Source organism: Deltaproteobacteria bacterium, assembly GCA_026129095.1.
Classification (GTDB): domain Bacteria; phylum JAGRBM01; class JAGRBM01; order JAGRBM01; family JAHCIT01; genus JAHCIT01.
Genome location: JAHCIT010000001.1, coordinates 214801 through 233087, shown reverse-complemented (window position 1 = coordinate 233087; position 18287 = coordinate 214801). Strand labels below are relative to the sequence as shown.

The window sequence follows — 18287 nt, the reverse complement described above, 5'->3', positions numbered from 1 at the left end:
GTAGTGACATGTCCTGTCACGACTGCATGGCATGCTAGGTCCCATGACCATTCCGTTCCGTCGTTATCCTGATACCTGTAGCAAATCACGAATTAATGATTCACTTGAATAGTAAGCCGACCATAGCGCGTGAACCTAGGCCGGGCTCCCGCGGCATCTTCATTCTAGACGTGTCTCTGGCCTGCCTTCAGATTCCGCTTAAGACGTACAACTTCCGGGTCATCCAGCTCCGATTTGAAGATACACAGGAGTGGAATCGGCTGAGCAGTTTCCTGACAAAGCGGACCCTCATTACGGAAGATGAGCTCCGCGTAAAGAAGCTTTATGACGAAGCCGCAGTCGATGAGTTCGGGATCGTTCACCTCACCGGGTTTGACGGTGTGGGCGAAATCGAACGGAGGTCAGACGAGATTGCAGGGGTGCTATCGAAGGCATACGCAGAATACCGGCTCGATCCAGCGGAAGTCTCACGAAATAATCCGACTGGTGCATTCTATTTCCAGCTCGCTTCTGACGGGAGCATGAAACGTCACGATCTAATCTGACAGTATTGAAATCTAATGGTGGCTATCGATTGGCTGGAACAAAATCTTTCCTCTGTGAAATCGAAGGGTTCAAAGCTTCGCTGACATGTCCTGTCACGGCGGCCGTTATATTCATGCCCATGAGTTCACCGCTTCCCTTCATAACGTGACCTGAATGCCTGGCGGACTGGCGTTCTGACCGGCCGATTGAGGCCGTTGGCCACGCATTGCCTGAAGGAGGGCATATGGAAATCAACTACGAACACTGGGCAGTGATCCAGTACGTGCGGAATCTCTCCCGGTCCTTGGGAGCGCGTTCCGCGATTGTGCAGAAGCTGGTGAGCTGGGTGGAAAGTGAAGGGTCCGAGGTCGGGCTCTCGTTTCTGGCCCCTGGCGGTGAAGATCATGGGTCTTCGCGCCGCAGGCGCTTCAGACCGAACCAGCCGGAGAAGGGGCTTCAGGACGTGCATGAGGTGCTGGACCGGTTCTTTGCGGAGAACCGTGCGGAAGCGCCCGGTGTCTTTCAGCAGAATATCGACGCCATCGCGCGGGAGTTCGGCCTTGATCCCCTGGAGCAGGGCATTTTCGAAGCCGCCGTCCGTTACGCGACCTGCCATCAGTTCGAGCGTCTGTGCGACGAGATCATGCCGACCCGGGTGCTGAGCCTGGACGGCATGATCGCCAAGCTGCTTGCCGCCGATCCTGAGGCCGTGCGGGTCCGGATGAAGCCTTCGGCCCGTCTGTACCGGCTGGGGCTGGTGGTGGTTCACCTGACCTTCAAGGGGCAGTTTGATTCGAGCCTCAAGGTGCCGAACCGGGTTCTCGGCGGACTGATGCCGCCGAACCATGGAGTCGATGACTTCCGACGCGCGGTCGCGGGCAAACCCCAGCTGCCGGAACTGGGGTGGGAGGATTTCGGTCATGTCGCCACCGACCGGGATTTCCTTCTGCCTCTTCTCTCCGGGGCCATGAGGGAAAAGGCACGGGGTATTAATATTCTGCTCTACGGGCCTCCGGGGACCGGCAAGACGGAATTCGCCAAGGTGCTCGCGGCGAAGGCCGGCCTGTCGATCTACTCCATCGGGGAAAGCGATGACGAGGGATCGATGCCCAAGACCAGCGAGCGGATCGCCGGCATCCAGATCGCGAGTGCACTCCTCGCCGGGGCTGAAAATTCGATGCTCCTGTTCGACGAGATGGAAGACCTGCTTTCCCGGTCCCGGGACCGGGAGGACAGTTCGCTTTCAAAGGTATTCCTGAACCGGTTGCTGGAGAACAATCCGGTCCCGGTCATCTGGACGACCAACGATACGGATTGCTTCGATCCAGCCCTGCTGCGCCGGATGACCTATGCGCTGGAGATGAAGGTTCCGCCCCGCAAGGTGCGGGAGGGGGTGTGGCAGCGGCTCCTGGAGCGCCAGTCGGTCGAGGTTCCGGGGGACGAGGTCCGCAAGCTGGCCCGGGATTTCTGCGAAGCCCCTGCACTGGCCGCCAGCGCAGTCCGGGCGGCCCGGCTCGCGGGTGGCCAGACCGAACAGGTGCGGCAGGCTGTGAGGAGCGTATCCGTGCTGATGCGGGGAGAGGCACCCGAGAAAAAACCGGAAAAACGTCCGGACCGGTACGATCTGTCACTGGTCAACGCCGATGCCGATCTGGTGAACCTGTCAGGTCATATCTGTTCGCTGGAGAACTCCCGCCGGGTATCGCTTTGCCTGTCAGGTCCGCCGGGTACCGGAAAGACGGCCTTCGTGCGCCACCTCGCCCGCGAGATGGGAATCGAGGTGATCCAGAAGCGCGCTTCTGACCTGCTCAGCATGTGGGTCGGCGGGTCCGAGAAAAACATCGCGGCCGCCTTCCGGCATGCCCGCGACGAGGAAGCGTTCCTTGTCTTCGATGAGGCCGATTCCCTTCTGCAGGACCGGAACCTCGCCCAGAGGTCCTGGGAAGTGACGCAGGTGAACGAGATGCTCACCTGGATGGAGTCCCACGACTGGCCGTTCGCCTGCACGACGAACTTCTCCGACCGCCTGGATGCTGCTTCGCTCCGCCGGTTCACGTTCAAAGTGACCCTGAAGTTCATGTCGCCGGAGCAGTGCCGCGCCGCGTTCCGCCTCTACTTTGGAACGGAACCGCCGGACGGAAGCGTTCTGCCCCCGAACCTGACGCCGGGGGACTTCGCGCTGGTTCACCGGAAAGCCGGGATCCTGGGCCAGCTGGGGAATCCGGAAATCCTCTGCGGGCTCCTCTGGGATGAAGCAAACGCGAAGATCCGGGAGCGCCGGGTCGGATTCATGCAGCCAGTGGGGTCCGTATGAGGACAACAGTCGTAATCGGAAACGATATAGAGGTCCGTCCGCTAACGGACGTCATCAACCGGGTTTTTGAGAATTGGTCTGTCCGGCATGAGACTCCGCCGGAACGCCGGGATGAGCTGGAACACTGGTTTGCTGCACTGGCCGGTGATCTGAGCATTCACACGGCACTGGGCATCGGTGATGCGGCATTCTGGGCTCATGCGATCGCCAGCCGGTGTGGTTGCCTGGAGATACTCGTCGATCCGGTTCCTCCAGCGGCCGAAACCGAGTCATTCACGGGTTCGGAAGTCCTCTGGTCCGGTTGTCTCGTGCTGCTGTCTGGGGAAGGTGAAGCCCGTCATCAGGGATGGGTCTATAGCGAATTCCGCCATGCAGAAATCGTTGAATCGCGGCTCGGCCGAGACGAACTGCTGACGCATGAAATGCCGCGCATACGAGACTTCCTCGACCAGCGTGGAGCAACGGGGGATTACATCCCGGAGGCATGGGCCAATGATTGAACCGGACGGAATGCTACTGGAGCGGGCCTTGAAAAGAATGGAATCCGACTATCCGCCCATGTCTGTCTCCAGTTTGCTGGCTTTTCTGGAAAAGCTGCCTCCCGCCGGGTGGGCCCTTTGCGGAGGTGGAGCGGTTGCCAGCTATGCGGAACGGAAAATTTCACCTGACCTGGATATCCTGATCTCCGAAGCTACCGCACAGGCGGCCCGGAAACTCTGCCCGCCGGAAGACCGGGTCTCGAACCTGATCGGCGAGACGTGGCACGTGGCCGGACTAGACGTGGATCTGGTGTTTGGTGCCGGACCGGCAGATGCCTATGCGCTGGAGCGTGCGGCACGGCTACGGTTCAAAAAGCAGACAATACGCATCGTTCCGGTTGAATGGCTTGCTGCTGCCAAGGTCCGGCTCGGCAGGGAAACAGACCTTGCCGATGTGGGGCGGCTCTGGCCCGTGGTCAAAGGCTCCGGAAAGGGTTTGTGGCGGCTCGTCACGTTCTGCCGGCTTTATTATCCGGAGGAGCTTGCCGACCTGCTTGCCTCATACGACTCGATCAACCGCTCGTTGTCCGGATGAGGATCGCCATGCCAGACTTGAAACGCACAGAAGAAGTCACGGAAGAGATGCTCGAACGGCCGGTAATAGTCCGGGTTCAGGATGCGGTTCCGGGCGAGAAGCCGCTCCGGATGTTCCCGAACCGGTTCCGCAAGCGAAAGGTGACGGCCATGGCCGTTACCCACGATTTTCGGAGGGGGCCTGAGCACATCCTGACGATGAGCGCCGAGTGGAATCCGTTCTGGGTGGAGCAGATCAGGTGCTGGTGTGTTGCATCTGATGGCGACCCGGAGGGGAACGGGAAATCGGTCAGGCAGGAGATCGAGGGACGGATCGACGTTGGAAAGCGGGTGAATGAGGTTTTCGATGCGAATTATCAGGCTGACGAATACGAACTTGATCAGCCGATTGAACATAAGGTATTTGAGGATCTGACGGGAGAGTGAAGCAATGAATGAATTTATAGAGAATCTGAAGAAATTTAACCGGAAAGAAAGGTATCATTTGATATGTCATTCCACACAGAATGCATTCAATTTATGCCCAGACTTTATTTATCAGCTTAGGAGTCAACTAGATATTCCTATTCCACACAGAGCTTTTGTCGCGATGGACTACCATTTAGATTGGATTTGGGGAGCGATGGCCGTTCTTGATCCAAAATTGAAGGAACAGAATCGTGGGACCATAAAGGGAACCCAGGAAGACATTGATTTGATTATTGCGTATGAAGAAGGGAATACAGACAAAGAATTGGTAACAAGACTAATATTTGTGGAGGCAAAGTCGGATACGTCATGGAGTAATGAACAATTTACTTCTAAGACTTCTCGATTAGCGTTATTTTTCCCAGAGGGTGAGAAGGACGTGAGTAACCTACGAATAATTCCGCATCTCGTTCTTACATCGCCGTCTAAACCAACTAAAAAATTAGATAAAACTCATGGAGCTAAATGGATGTGGAAAGAAGATGGTGAAGCATTTTGGATAAAGCTTCGCACTGAGCTAACTAATTTCTGGAAGATAAAAACACAAAAAGATGGCATGTGGAATATTGTAGACAGCAACGATCTTACGGTGTCATTTTCTGAAGCCACGGAAGCAGATGGTAGCGGAGAGCAGTGATTCTCAGATTGATCCAAGGTGCTATATGTCAACCAAGTTTATATTGGCAGAAGATGTTTGTTCCATTGTTTTGAATGGGAGAACAATGGGATTGAGATATGGCACCCTCACTCGGCATCTTTTGGTTCATCCGAATTGAAAAGGGACGAGTGAAGCTGGTATCCGCCAAGACGCCGTTGGGGAAATCTGAAAGTTACGGCCGTTTCAGGAATCATCCAGAGGGACACCTGGAACAATGGGAACACTGGGCACTGGAGAAGGGCGGGCTGTTCGCCGAAACGGATTACGACGACTGGCCGCGCGGGCGGATCGTTTACGATGAGGAAAGCCGCATATATCTCCTATACGTGGACCCACAGCTCCAGAAGTTCAGTGATCGCGTGATCCGGCACTTCTCGCTTCCCGTGAAGCGGACCAAAATATTGTATGACGAGCATTACCGGTCCCGTAAGCTACTGGTTGCCAATTGAATGAATCGTGTCATGTCCTGACACAACGAAATTGTATGGTGAGGAACCATGAGTAAAGCCCAGGCCCCCCGCCTCTCCAAATCCCGGTACATGTACGGGCTCCAATGCCCGCTCCGGCTCTGGTACCACGTCTATGAGCCTGACCTGGCGGAGGAGGCCGACGAGGTCCAGCAGGCGGTGTTCGATACCGGCCACGAGGTGGGCGTCCTGGCGCAGCAGAGGTATCCGGGGGGAGTGCTGGTCGAGGCCGATCACACGCAGACGGATGAGGCGCTCAAGCAGACGGCGAAGCTACTGAAAGATCCGAAGGTTAGCGTCATTTACGAAGCGGCCTTCATGCACGAGAACGTGCTGGTCCGGGCGGACATCATCGAGCGCGTTGGCAAGGACCGCTGGAACCTGATCGAGGTGAAATCGAGTACGAAGGTGAAAGAACAGTTCGAGGAAGACGTGGCGCTTCAGTACTGGGTGCTGAAGGGCGCGGGCCTCAAGGTCGAATCGGCCGGAGTCCTGCTCCTGAGCCGCGACTACGTATTCGACGGCAGGAAGCTCGATCTCAAGAACCTTTTCACGCTGCACGACCGGACTAGTCTGGCCATAGGCCGTCAGAAAGAGATCGCTGCCAAAGTCGCCGGACTTTACGCGATGCTGGCGAAGAAGAAACCTCCGAAGATCGGGCCGGGTGATCAGTGCACGGTTCCCTATCCGTGCCCCTTCTACGCCCACTGCACGAAGGGGATGATATATCCCGATCATCCGGTGGAACACATCCCGTCGCTTCACGCAGCGAAAAAGGAACAGCTCCGGGCGATGGGCGTTGCGGAGATTCATGAGGTGCCGGACGATTTTCCCCTGAGCCCCCTGCAGCGCCGGGCCGTTTCGGTGGTCCGGTCGGGGAAAACCTGGAAATCCGGCAAGCTGGGCAAGGTGCTTAAGGACCTGCCGGGCCCGGTCCACTACCTCGACTTCGAGACCTTCATGCCGGCAATCCCGCGCTACGCCGGAACGCGCCCCTATGACTCGGTGCCGTTCCAGTGGTCGCTCCATGTGGAGAAGGGAAGGAAAGGGCACGACCACCGGATGTTTCTGGCGACGACCGGTGACGACCCGCGCGAAGAACTGGCGGTGCAGCTGATCGAATCGGTCGAAAGGACAGGCGTCATCTGCACCTATTCCGCTTTTGAAGCCCGGGTCATCAACCAGCTTGCCAAGGACCTGCCGAAGCTGGAGAAACCACTGCTGAAACTGGTGGACCGGCTGTGGGACATGCTCCCGGTCCTGCGCGAGCATATCTACCATCCCGAGTTCCACGGATCGTTCTCGATCAAGTCTGTGCTGCCCGCGCTGGTGCCCGAGATGACCTACGAAGGGATGGATGTAGCGGGCGGAATGGAGGCGGGCGTCGCCTTCATGACCATGCTCTCAGTAGACGATCCGAAGGAAAAGAAGCGGCTGGAGAAAGCGTTGCGGGATTACTGCGGTCAGGACACCCTGGCGATGGTGAAGCTGCGGGAAAAGTTGATGGAGGGGTGACGGCATGGAAGCGGCAGAAACCGTAATACCGGCAACAAGTCGCCTGACAGGCCGGACAGACGCATCGGGCGTGCTCGAACGTCTGTTTGGCAGAATCCAGGACAGGTGCGAGGGCCGGTCAGCGGAAATCCAGACCGGTTTTAACTCGCTTGACTGGATTATCGGGGGGCTCGTCCCCGGTGAGTTGACCGTTGTCGGTGGATTTGCGGGAACAGGCACGACCGCTTTCATGATCGGCATCATTCGTAACCTGATTGCCCGGAATCTCCCGCCCTCGGAGGTTACTCCGGTGCTGGTGTCGCTCACCGACGAAATACCGGAGAAGTGGATGCTCCAGATGCTATCGATCGACAGCGGACTGGGAGCCATGCAGATACTGCGCGGGGCGGATACCGAGACGCTGAATGAATCCCGCCGCCGGATATCCGGTTATCCCATCGCTTTCAGTCCCAGGAGGCCGCAGGATGTATGGAGTCTGGCAAGCCAGATGGACCAGATGAAAAGCGATGCAGAGGGTAGATCCCGGCCCGGAATCCTGTTTGTTGACCGGCTCGAAGACCACTACCCGTTCAATGCCTATGAATCGTCCACGATGAAACGGAAGGAGCGAATTGCGGAGGCAGTCGCCGAACTGCGCGGGCTGGCGGAGGCCAGCGGATGGGCGGTGATTGCCGGAACCCGGTTGAGGCACCGGCAAAATGAAGATCTGATGGGAGCGCCGACGTTCAGGAACTTCTGGAACCCGACGGTCATCGCCGACGCGGCGGACAAGGTGATCCTTCTGCACCGGCCGGAACTGTTTGTTACAGTGGAAGAAGCCAAGAATAAGAATTTGAACAACCTGATGAAGATCTCCGTCCTGAGGAACGTCAGCGGTCCGGCTGGCGAATGTGTCATGCGGTTTGAGGGCGGCAAGGGGAGATTTGAGGAGTGGATTGAGTCGGATGGCTAAAGACGCCGAGTTTGCGATTATAGGGACTGGTTTCCGAGTCCTCTTCGCGATTGCTGTGGCTAGGACACGCTGGCGATGGTGAAGCTTCGCGAGAAATTGATGGAGGAGTGATGACCGATCAGCAGAATATTGAAACTATAACGATAGAGTGGACCAAGGGATATGAGCCTAAAGATTTGGATTATTGTGCGAAGCAATTAAAAAACAGTGGCGGGGTGTATCTATGGATATTCAATGGAATCGTCCCTCGAATAACCTATATCGGACAGGCGAAAAGGTTCCTGCCGAGGTTTACTCATCACATCGCCACTCAGTTGACTGGTGGATACAATGCTTTCGATATACGTCTGCATGATGACCCACTATATTTTTGGGAAAAATTTATAATTAACAAAGAGTACGATCGTAATACCACGTTTCTGTATCAGCCTAGATCCCCTGAGGATTATCAAGGTTGTTTGAAAGATCGTTTCTTTGATGAGCGCCGTCGGCGTATGTTTGAGGACTATCTTTATTCACACGTATTTTCTTTTGGTCTGTTAAAATCAGCCGATGGGAAAGAAGATAGGATAGAAAAGCGGAAAGAAGTTGAATCGATTCTCATGCACGGAGTTCGGCGTGCATATGCCCAAGAGCTAAAGCTCTCAACGGAATATGACCTGAAATTCAAAAATTCGAGATCAAATGCTTCGATCATTGGCGGCATTACGCAAAATCCGTCGGGACCGCTTTCATTGAAACATACCGGCCTTGGCTTCGGTAGCCTTCCAGAAAAAATACAAGAAGTGCTAAATGGAATCTTGGTGTGGCCGCCGATCGGACCGTATAGAGTTTCGTGACGCTTTCATCCATGAGTGTTTGGGTGATTGCCATACATTACCAACCAGAGACGACTTTCCCCGCCTCATTCCTCACCATCACTTCCAGCCGCCTCGGCCCCACCACCTTCGCCGAGCTACCGAACGACAGCACCCAGCCGACAAGCTGATCGGTGACCGTGCAGGTCATGACGAGTTCCACCTCGGTATCATTGATCTTGCGGAATTTCTGCGACGGGTGCCACTGGTGTTCCTGGGCGTAGGCGGCGGCGCTGCCGGTGAACCGGATGCGGACTTTCTCCGGCTTCCCGCCGACAAACACGCCGAACGAAGCGCTGAGTTCCTTCTGCAGCGATGCCGGATCGGGCGGCGTAAAGGCGGTTCCGGTTACGACAACATCCCGGATACGCGGCAGGGCGAACTCCAGCCGGTATCCCTTGGCGACATGATCGGCGAGCAGGTAGAGCCGCCCGCCCGCCATGTTCGGCCCGGCGATGAGGGCCACGGGCTTCACTTCGTGCGGGCGGACTTTCGCCCCCGGTTTCTCGTAGTGAATGACTGCGATGCGGCTCTCGGCCAGTGCCCGGTGGAGGTTTTCCAGCACGAGAAGATTTTCGAGGCGCGTCGGCTGGGTGAGAACCAGTGTGCGGTCGAGCCCGTCAAACTGCTTCTTGAGCAGGGGGCCTGCCGTTTCCTCGATGCGGCTTCGGACTCGCTTCAGCGCGTTTGCATACAGGTCGTGCCCTGACCGGCGCAGGACCGTTTCGCCCAGGATGATCGATCCGACTTCCACGGGATCGAACTTGAGCCGCCACATCCGTTTGGTATCGTCATTGATCCGGTAACGGCGGCGCTCCCGCTTGTCTTTTGGCGGGACGATTTCGACGATGCCGATCTTGACGCAATCCTCGGCATAGCGGCGCACAGTCCGCTCATCGACCGCCGCCATATGTCCGGCGAGGTCCTCGACGGTTGCGCCGTTCAGTCCCGCCTCGTCCATCTGCCGGAGCAGGTTCCAGATCCGCTCGAAATAGTCCTCGCGGGATGCCTTCCGGGGGACTGCTTTCCTTCTTGTCATAGAAGAAATCTATGCGGTTTCACCAAAACGGGCAACGAAAACCGGTGACATATCCTGTCACCATTATTGGTATCGTTATCAGGTGCAGGGGGGGGGCCGCATGATTCCAGAAAAGTTGTGGAGGGGTATCGCGGTGGTTTTGGCAGTGACAGGCCTATCCTGCGGCGACGAAGGCCCCTGCGACAGGGCTTGCGGAGACGACTACGGCTTCGAGCGCGGCGAGGGAAACAGCCGGGTCTGCTTCTGCGAGACCTACGACGGTAGGATTTATGGACCGGTGGAAGTGGAGGCAGCAGAGCAGTGCATAGAGGAGACTCGTGATGACTATTGGCGAAGAAACCAGACGGCAGATCGAAGCAGGACGGCGTGTTTTGGAGCAGATGAAATCCTCCGGCGGCTGGAAGCAGCAGGCCCGTGATCCCCAGCAGGTGATCCGCGTGGCCGAACTGCTGCTCAACATCCGCGAGAAATGGCCGGAGGGGCGGATGCTTCAGATTGTTTCGGCTGCAATTCCGGCGGGTACGGATCCTTTTCACATCCGTGACGAGGATCTGGTCCGTTATCTGGAACGGTTTGCGGAAGAACAGGGCAGATAAGGTCAATACGGTGACACGTCCTGTCACCGTGGCAGTCCATAATAATCACATACGCGCCGGGGATTTGTTCTTCCGGATTGCACCTGGGGCGCGAGAGAAATTCCAGGAGCTAAAAGGAGTTGCACCGTGATATTCGACGACGTTCCCGAAGCGGCAAAAGAGACCGTTCTTCGAGCCAGCATCCAGAGACTTTTGGATGAGGCCAAGGGTATCGATACCGGGATAGTCGTTCCCTATGTCAAAGTGTCGGCAGATCGTGATTCATTCGAACGCTGGGTCGCAGACGATTTATGGATGCGCAAGAATACTCCGCCGGTGGGTTACTTCAGGTGCAACGGCATCCCGCCCTATTCGGAGTGTCCTGGATGGCCGTGCAATCGAGGAGGGCGTACAAGGGCAGTAGTGCTTTTCGTTCGGCAGGCGGCTGAACCGTTCGCCCGGACCCTTGCGTCGCAGAAGTGGTATCCAGAAATATGGGCCGATGTGCGGCGGGTTGAATCCTTGACGGGCGCGCTGCATATCGCTGCTGACGGGGCAGTTGTGCGATTCAGTTGGGATCCCAACACCTATTCATACATTGCCAGCCCTCTGGAAGGCGATCCCATAGACGCCTTCCTCGACCAGGTGAATTCGGCTGAAGGAAACCGGGACTGGTTGATCTTCAAATACGCCGATCCGACGCAGGGCATGTTTGAAGCGATGCAGTGGCCCTCCATCCTGATACAGGAATCGTATTCCCGGGCATTGCTCGATCTGTGCCTCAGGCTCGGCCGGATCCATATGGAAGGCGATCGGTTGCATCAACCGACGGATAAGCTGAAGCCTATAATTGAAGCAGCCAAGTCGGATCTGACCGGTGGTGTGTCGCTTTCCGGAGATGCACGAAGACGGGCGGGCCGTGCCGCTCTCGTCAGGCTTTTTGATTCGTTCAGCCTGTTCGGGTTCCGGGACAAGTGCGGAGTGGTGCAGGCGCATTATCGGCATTGCGGCCTCTGGTGGCGGGAGTTCTACCAGATCGCTGCTGACGTGGACGGCCCGGATGACGCCCTCTCGGTGGTCAAGACGTGGCTGATGGAGCTTGGGGTGAAAGACCGCTGGCCGGAGATACAGTCCAGAACCGGTGACACGGCACCCTTGATTTCATAGGAGGCTCGAAATGGAAATCACGGATAGTCCCTATATGCTCGGTTACCTGCGTGACGATCTTCCGGTGATCTTGTCTCACTGTCCGCTTGTCCGTGTATTCGTTTTTCCCGGAGTGTCAGGCAAAGCCTCCGACCTATGGCGGGTTCCATCGCTACCGAAGCCGCTACATGGACGTGTGACGCTGGTGTGGGGGACCTGGCAGCCGGAAAATATACCTGAGTTCTTCGGACTGGTTACAGAGAAACCGGACTCGGAAGCGGTTGTGGCTGCACTCACGGCATGGGAGGCACCGTCAATCCTGATCCCGTCCCCGACGGTTGACCTTATTCAGCGCGCTTACGAGGAATTACGGCGGCACCCGAACCCCGCGCCCAGCAAGTTTGCTCTCAGCGGGCGGTCAGCGCCTCATGGGTATTTGTCTTCGGGCGCGTTTCAGGACTTGGGGTATCGCTGGTAGACCCTGAACCGGTGACACAGCCTGACACCGGCATCTGCCATACTTTTTATGAAAGGAAGACGGCATGGATGAGGCTGAATACCGGTACGTCATCGAAATCGATCAGGGGAGCCTGATGGACCCCTGCGTCGATGAGGTATACGAAACACCGACGCTGGAAGAAGCGCTGATTCTCGGGATGCTGATCCGCCACCGCCGGCCGGTATCGGTCCGGATATTTGACCGGCTCCAGGACGACTACGAAGTGTGGGATCTGAAAGTCCCGCTACTGTTTCCTGACTGACCGGATGTAATTTCTCGACTGGCTTCATCCAGCCACGTCGTGACGTATTCGACGGTCTCCGGCTTAACCGGCTGGTTGCAGGGGGCCTTGATCTCGACGATTTTCCAGCAGTTTGTGCCTCGATCTTTGGCAATCCTGAGCGTCGCGGGCTCTGGTTGTCGCAGGCTGAAAAAATAAGACTGGCCGAAAACGGCTTCTTCGACATACATGGCCACACAGTTTTTCCGATGATGGCCCTCCCTACGCAGCGCATTTGCGCAATCCAGATAGCTTATCCCCTGCGGTACGGAGATCGGGGATTCCGGGAATTCCCGGTTGTCATCAATGGCGGAGACTCCGACCCTTTGCGCAAGTGTCTCTGCCTGATGCATCGAACGGATTACCGGGAATGGAGTCTCCGGAAGCACTCTCGACCAGGTCTGGTACAAAAGGAGCAGGCGGTTCGACGCATACCCGCTCTCATGGTCCCTCGCGATTTCATCCAGCAGGGTACTGGTCAGATAATGTTGTGGAATACCGCAACCCAATACGTGCAGCGATGAATAGCTAACCGTTTCCACGTGCGACAAAAGCGCAAGAGATGCCGGATTCCTGAGCACGGACCTTGCCTGGGGCAGAAACCAAGGCCCTGGGAAAGTCTGAATTACGATTTTTGCGGCAATTTTCGCCATCTGTTTCGTCGGAGGAAATCCAAGGCGTTCGGCGATCCGGGTCCGTTTCGCCAGGACGAGACCGGAGTATTCCGAGGACCCGACCGGAGTGCCAAGTTCGTCCGAATGGGCAATGGCGAAGATCCAGAAACTGCCACCGGTCCGGTAAAGATCCAGTCCGGCTGTTCCTGAAGCACACAGCACGGGTAGGAACCTGAACGGATCAAAAGGTGAATCCACTACGATGTCCCGCACATCGGCCGGAAAGGTTTCGAGCCATGCCATGAACTGCCACTGGTTCTCCAATGGACGGTGCTGGTCGGCGTCGCTATCGGCCAGCTTCTCCCAGCGCCCGGACAGGTTTTTCCGCATGAACCGGATATGCGGCCAGGCACCGAAAGAGATGAGTTCCCTGCCGGTTTTGAAATACAGGTTGCCGCCCTGGAGAACCGTTTCCATCGCCTGCACACTCCGGCCGACAGATCTCTCTGGTCGGCTGGACAACGATAGCGGCGCTCTGTGACAGACAGTGTCACGGATTAACGAGCCGTTATTTTGGCCAAAAGGATGGTTTTAAAGTGGCTATGGAACTGTGACACTACCTGTCACAGGCCCATGCCAAGATCCCTCTATTCAGGGAGGGTCTATGCCTGGTCTGGAAACCTATCTTCGGTCCTACGAGCACCTGCTTCCGCTGGCGGTGAAGGCGGCGGTCTGTTCGGGGGAGATGCTCAGAAACGAGTTCTACCGGAAGGGCGGTCCGCGAGGTTCCGGCGGTCACGCCGAGATCGATAAGGAGGCCGAGAAGTGTATCTACGGCATCCTGTTCTCCGATTACGCTGATAACGGGTTCGGCTACACCGGCGAGGAGCTTGGTGCAAAGAAAACGCCCGCAGACGACAAGCAGCACTGCTGGCTGGTGGACCCGAACGACGGCACGAGCGCCTTTCTGAAGAACCACCGGGGCTCGGCGGTATCGATCGCGCTGCTCCGGGCAGGCGAGCCGGTGCTAGGCGTCATCTACGCATTCTGTGCCCCGGACGATCAGGGAGACCTGTTCGCCTGGGCGGAAGGCTTCGGGCCGCTGCGCCGGAACGGCCAGCCGGTGATCCGCCAGTGGGCGGATGAACTCAGCCGGGAGTCGACCATTCTTGTTTCCCAGGACGCCGACAAGAACTCGATGGCCAATGCGGAAGTTGCCGCTCCGGCGCGGTTCCGGACAGTCCCCGGAATCGCCTACCGGCTGGCGCTGGTTGCGGCCGGAGAGGGCGACGCGGCGGTTTCGCTCAACGGGCCGGTCGGATGGGACTACGCGGCGGGGCACGCGCTTATTCGTGCCGCAGGCGGCGAGCTGATCAATGCTGGCGGCAAGCCTGTTACCTATTCCGTCACAGGCGGCAGCAGTTGCGGAGGCCGGTGTTTCGGCGGCGGGGAGAAATACCTTCAGAAACTGGCCGGCAAACCGTGGGAGCGGGTATTTGCCAAACCATCGGCACTGAACGACGTGTATCCCCTGATCCGGCCTGAAAAAGGGAAAGTGTACCGGGAGACTGCTCCCGTACAGCTCGCCCGCGCTCAGGGTTGCCTTCTTGGTCAGTTCGCCGGCGATGCGCTCGGAAGTCTCGTCGAGTTCAAGGGGCCGGAAAGCATCACGAAGTTGTACCCGGACGGTCCCCGGGAGCTGCTTGAAGGCGGAACCTGGGTGACGCTCGCGGGACAGCCGACGGACGATTCAGAAATGGCGCTGATGCTGGCGCGCTCGATTGTGGAGAGCGGGACATATTCGCGGGCAACAGCGGCGCGTGCATATGCTCACTGGTACAATACCAAGCCGTTCGATATCGGTAATACCACGGCGAAGGCTCTGGCGCTGGCCGCACGGGCGCTCCGTGACGGCGGCGACCCTGAGGCGGAGGCGCTCCAGTCGGCCACCCCTCATTCGCAGGCGAATGGCGGGCTCATGCGGATCAGTCCCCTGGGAGTTGTCGCGGCAGCGGCAGATACCGATGCTCCGCTCAAGTGGGCGGGCGAAGACGCGGAATTAACCCATCCGAATCCGGTCTGTGTCCACGCGAACCGCCTCTTTGCCTTTGCGATCCGCGAGGCGATCCGGGGCAGTGCGGCGAACGTCGTGTTCGACCGGTGCGGGCAGTACGCCGCTGAGCAGGAGTTGTCGCCGGAGATCATTCGCACTCTCCAGGCCGCGAGCGAGGGACCACCGGACGACTTTCTGCACCAGCAGGGCTGGGTGCTGATCGCGCTGCAGAATGCCTTTTACCAGTTATTGCACGCGCCGTCGTTCGAGGCGGGTGTGATCGACACCGTCCGCCGGGGCGGCGACACCGACACCAACGCCGCGATCTGCGGCGCGCTGCTTGGGGCGGTCTACGGCCGCGAGGCCGTCCCCGCACAGTGGCGTGACCGGATCCTCACTTGCAGGCCGATCGATGGACTGAGCCGGATTCATCGTCCGCGTCCATGCGAATTCTGGCCCGTGGACGCTCTTGAGCTGGCCGAGCGGTTGTTGTGGATCGGTAGCAGTCTCAATACACTGAAGTCCCATCAGAGCCGAATTGACTGACGGGAAGCCGGAGAAATCGACCGATGGCTAAAAGTGTCGTACCCAAAGAGGCGGCGGAGCTGATCCGTTCGCTGTCGTCGGGGAAGTTTTTTGCGGTCTGCCCGTGCTGCCAGGAGGAGATCTCCCTCAAGCACGCCGGGCTGTTCTGGCTGGACCAGTTCACCAGCAAGGCGCGGGGTGTTTACGAAGGGATGCTCGAAGCCCTCAAGGAAAGCCGTGACAAAGTACGGGAAGACCGTAAGCGGCTGAGGCAGCGTTCTGAAACCGCCGCTCACACGGCGAATATCGGATTTGTTCTGGAACGGCTGGCTCCTGCCATGAAGTCGTTCCGTTTCAACCCGGGCGATTGCCGCTCGCTGTTCGACCCCATCGACTACGTGATCTTTGAAGGGCTCTCCGAGAAGGGCCGCGTGGATCGGATTTTCTTTGTGGACGTAAAGACCGGCCAAGCGCGCCTAAGCAGCACCCAGAAGGAGATCCGCGATCTGGTCGGGCAGAAACGGGTCGAATGGGACGTTTACGACCCGGAGGCTAAGTAATGAACCCCTTCCTGAAGCTGTTCGAAATGCAGCGAAGCATTTTCGGGGTCTGCCCGAATAGTGGAGAGATTTTCCGGCTGAGTGATTGCCAGATCTACATAAAGTCCCGCCCGAAAGCCGACTGGCTGGACCGCTTTGAAGCGGAAGGGGCCAAAGTGGAAGCGGCGCAGGACCGTCTCGACAACGACCGGGAGAAGATCAAGGAAGCCGCCCGCATCAAAGGCCGCCAGGCGGCCGAAAAGGCAATCCGCGCAGTGGACCGGATATTCCGGCCCAAACGCCTGAACCCAGATGACGCCAAGGTGATCTTTCACCCGATCGATTTCGTCGTGTTTGATGGCAAGACCGACAAGAGAGTCGAAAAGCTGATCTTGCTCGACCGCCGGACCCGCCCGTCAGACGAACAGCGCCAAGCCCAGAAGAGCGTTGCCCAGGCCGTCGAAAAGGAACGGTACGAGTGGCTGACGCTCAGGGTTGGTGAAGACGGTACGATTGAGGCCGAAAAATGATATGCGCTTGCCGTAAGAAAACACGACTATATTTCGTTGTATTATCGCAATATATATCAATGGAGTTTTGAAAATGAAAAACTCGGGTTTCTGGGTGCGTATGTTTATGCCGGATGGTGATCCGGATGGACTAAAAACGGTAGAAAAATCTAATTGGTCAGGTCTCGGGCTTTTGATCCCTAGACCGCTGTATCCGAATGCTAGTGGTCGAAAGGAATGCAGCTCACCAGGTGTTTACTTGCTTGTGGGACCAAGTAGTGATTCACAAATGCAGCAAATCTATGTTGGCGAGGGAGACCCAGTCAGAGAGCGTTTAAATAAACATATCAAAGAAAAGGACTTCTGGACAACCGCTGTCGTATTTACAAGCTTGAGCCAAGGGTTAAACAAAGCACATATTCAATATCTTGAGGCGCGGCTACTTGAGCTTTCGAAGCAGGCTAAGAAATGTGTAATTGACAATGGTAACTCTCCGCAGCGGCCATCACTCTCGGAGCCTGATGAAGCTCAAGCAGAAGCATTCTTAGAAAATACCCTCTTGTGTTTATCCGCACTCGGATACAGTTTTTTCCAGATCCCATCGGCTGGAGGATCTTCTGTGGCCGATTATGTGCTTAATGGCCGAGGTATCCAGGCAAAGGGGTATGTATCATCGGCAGGGTTCGTTGTTCGAAGCGGATCATACGCAGCAAAAACTCAAACGGATTCGTTGCATGGGTATTTGTCAGAGCTTCGGGCATCGTTGATTTTGCAGGGGGTGTTGGCTGAAAAGGGTGAAAAATATGAGTTGATACAAGATTATGAGTTTGGTTCCCCATCAACTGCAGCCGGTGTGATGCTCGGGCGTGTTTCAAATGGTCGCGCTGACTGGAAGACTGAGGATGGTAAGACCTTAGGGGCGGTAGAAGAAGGGAAAGTCACTTCTTAGTAGTCTTTGATGAAGTTAAGGCATATCTGGCAGGCCGATCTTGACCACATCCGGCAGACCTCACTCTCCTGGTGGCCTAAGGCCAAACGAGTAAAGCTCCTATTCACGTCGCATCCGGCACCCGGTATGATTGCAGCGATTGATCGTCAGACGTTCACCATTGGCCTGTTTCCGAAAGCCCAATCCTTGGGATCAATCGCCCGGCGGGAGACGCTGATCCACGAATGCGGCCATCTGGCGACGGAAGGTATCCATAGCCGATCGTGGAAGGCCGCCATGAAGCGGTCAGCTTCTGCTGCCGAAAAATCCGGCGAGCGCCGGCTGTTACAGGCGATTCTGCGCGACGTCGCTCTCTACAATCGCCGCCCTGTCACGGATCGTGAAGTGCGGAAGCAACTGGAGTTCATCCTCGCCTACGGCGAGCGGACCGACTTCCCCTGGGTCCTGACGGTTCTGGCCGACTGGGCCGGATGGCCGAAGTGGGAGTTTCTGAAAAGGTATCCGTGGGTGAGGTCATAGGCCGGCTTCTTTCAATTCTATAACGGACCGGAAAGGAAGGTATGGGTCACTGTGCACAGGGAGAGTGGCCCAAAGGGCCGGGGGAGCCCGCCGCTTGCCCTCCTTTGGAGAAATGGAAAGATTGCGGGTATACCTGATGAGCTCACCCTGAGCCTGTCGAAGGGCGAGCGAGAGCTATACTCCGGGAGTTTCGATGCCGACACTGAGCTGG

The 18287-nt window shown here is 57.1% G+C and carries 20 protein-coding genes; 18 read left to right on the top strand and 2 right to left on the bottom strand.

Features of this window, described 5'->3' with window-relative positions; all coding sequences use genetic code 11:
- The first annotated feature begins 170 nt into the window (after positions 1–170).
- The 10 genes from KIT79_01020 to KIT79_00975 all read left to right on the top strand — a co-directional run bounded on the left by KIT79_01020 (position 171) and on the right by KIT79_00975 (position 8811).
- Complete coding sequence (locus tag KIT79_01020; GenBank protein MCW5827872.1) at positions 171–545, top strand: hypothetical protein; 375 nt, start codon at positions 171–173, stop codon at positions 543–545.
- Between the two features lie 224 nt (positions 546–769).
- Entirely contained in the window at positions 770–2839 is a 2070-nt protein-coding gene (locus tag KIT79_01015) for an ATP-binding protein (GenBank protein ID MCW5827871.1), read from the top strand.
- Positions 2836–3339, top strand: a complete 504-nt coding sequence (locus KIT79_01010) for a hypothetical protein (GenBank protein MCW5827870.1) — start codon at positions 2836–2838, stop codon at positions 3337–3339. Before KIT79_01015 ends, KIT79_01010 begins: the two co-directional genes overlap by 4 nt.
- Positions 3340–3367: 28 nt before the next feature.
- Complete coding sequence (locus KIT79_01005; protein MCW5827869.1) at positions 3368–3913, top strand: hypothetical protein; 546 nt, start codon at positions 3368–3370, stop codon at positions 3911–3913.
- Positions 3914–3921: 8 nt separating this feature from the next.
- Entirely contained in the window at positions 3922–4338 is a 417-nt protein-coding gene (locus KIT79_01000; GenBank protein MCW5827868.1) for a hypothetical protein, read from the top strand.
- A 4-nt stretch (positions 4339–4342) separates the two neighbouring features.
- Positions 4343–5017: a hypothetical protein gene (locus tag KIT79_00995; protein MCW5827867.1), complete on the top strand. Its 675-nt coding sequence runs from the start codon at positions 4343–4345 to the stop codon at positions 5015–5017.
- Positions 5018–5166: 149 nt separating this feature from the next.
- Positions 5167–5487 (top strand): hypothetical protein, encoded by a 321-nt coding sequence (locus tag KIT79_00990; protein ID MCW5827866.1) that lies wholly within the window; start codon positions 5167–5169, stop codon positions 5485–5487.
- A gap of 48 nt (positions 5488–5535) precedes the next feature.
- A complete protein-coding gene (locus KIT79_00985) occupies positions 5536–7020 on the top strand; it encodes a DUF2779 domain-containing protein (protein ID MCW5827865.1) in 1485 nt (494 codons plus the stop codon).
- Positions 7021–7024: 4 nt separating this feature from the next.
- Complete coding sequence (locus KIT79_00980; GenBank protein ID MCW5827864.1) at positions 7025–7972, top strand: hypothetical protein; 948 nt, start codon at positions 7025–7027, stop codon at positions 7970–7972.
- A 110-nt stretch (positions 7973–8082) separates the two neighbouring features.
- Positions 8083–8811, top strand: coding sequence for a hypothetical protein (locus KIT79_00975; GenBank protein MCW5827863.1), 729 nt, complete (start codon positions 8083–8085; stop codon positions 8809–8811).
- A gap of 37 nt (positions 8812–8848) precedes the next feature.
- Here the strand turns inward: KIT79_00975 and KIT79_00970 are convergent, their stop codons facing one another.
- On the bottom strand, positions 8849–9868 hold the full coding sequence (locus KIT79_00970; GenBank protein ID MCW5827862.1) for a WYL domain-containing protein: 1020 nt from the start codon (positions 9866–9868) through the stop codon (positions 8849–8851).
- Between the two features lie 320 nt (positions 9869–10188).
- On the opposite strand from KIT79_00970, the gene KIT79_00965 reads away from it, so the two are divergent.
- The 3 genes from KIT79_00965 to KIT79_00955 all read left to right on the top strand — a co-directional run bounded on the left by KIT79_00965 (position 10189) and on the right by KIT79_00955 (position 12350).
- A complete protein-coding gene (locus KIT79_00965; GenBank protein MCW5827861.1) occupies positions 10189–10464 on the top strand; it encodes a hypothetical protein in 276 nt (91 codons plus the stop codon).
- A 126-nt stretch (positions 10465–10590) separates the two neighbouring features.
- Positions 10591–11610: a hypothetical protein gene (locus tag KIT79_00960; protein MCW5827860.1), complete on the top strand. Its 1020-nt coding sequence runs from the start codon at positions 10591–10593 to the stop codon at positions 11608–11610.
- A 521-nt stretch (positions 11611–12131) separates the two neighbouring features.
- The gene (locus tag KIT79_00955) at positions 12132–12350 is read left to right on the top strand and encodes a hypothetical protein (GenBank protein ID MCW5827859.1); all 219 of its coding nucleotides are present in this window, start codon (positions 12132–12134) and stop codon (positions 12348–12350) included.
- Here KIT79_00955 and KIT79_00950 read toward each other — a convergent pair.
- Complete coding sequence (locus tag KIT79_00950; GenBank protein ID MCW5827858.1) at positions 12305–13372, bottom strand: PcfJ domain-containing protein; 1068 nt, start codon at positions 13370–13372, stop codon at positions 12305–12307. The two genes, KIT79_00955 and KIT79_00950, sit on opposite strands and share 46 nt — an antisense overlap.
- 355 nt (positions 13373–13727) lie before the next feature.
- Here KIT79_00950 and KIT79_00945 point away from each other — a divergent pair, with 355 nt between their 5' ends.
- The 5 genes from KIT79_00945 (at position 13728) to KIT79_00925 (ending at position 18076) form a co-directional block, all read left to right on the top strand.
- Positions 13728–15581, top strand: a complete 1854-nt coding sequence (locus tag KIT79_00945) for an ADP-ribosylglycohydrolase family protein (protein ID MCW5827857.1) — start codon at positions 13728–13730, stop codon at positions 15579–15581.
- A gap of 23 nt (positions 15582–15604) precedes the next feature.
- Positions 15605–16120 (top strand): hypothetical protein, encoded by a 516-nt coding sequence (locus KIT79_00940; protein ID MCW5827856.1) that lies wholly within the window; start codon positions 15605–15607, stop codon positions 16118–16120.
- The gene (locus KIT79_00935; GenBank protein MCW5827855.1) at positions 16120–16629 is read left to right on the top strand and encodes a hypothetical protein; all 510 of its coding nucleotides are present in this window, start codon (positions 16120–16122) and stop codon (positions 16627–16629) included. The genes KIT79_00940 and KIT79_00935 overlap by 1 nt, the downstream gene beginning before the upstream one ends.
- Positions 16630–16702: 73 nt before the next feature.
- A complete protein-coding gene (locus KIT79_00930) occupies positions 16703–17557 on the top strand; it encodes a GIY-YIG nuclease family protein (protein ID MCW5827854.1) in 855 nt (284 codons plus the stop codon).
- Between the two features lie 126 nt (positions 17558–17683).
- Positions 17684–18076, top strand: coding sequence for a hypothetical protein (locus KIT79_00925; protein ID MCW5827853.1), 393 nt, complete (start codon positions 17684–17686; stop codon positions 18074–18076).
- The last annotated feature ends 211 nt before the right edge of the window (positions 18077–18287 follow it).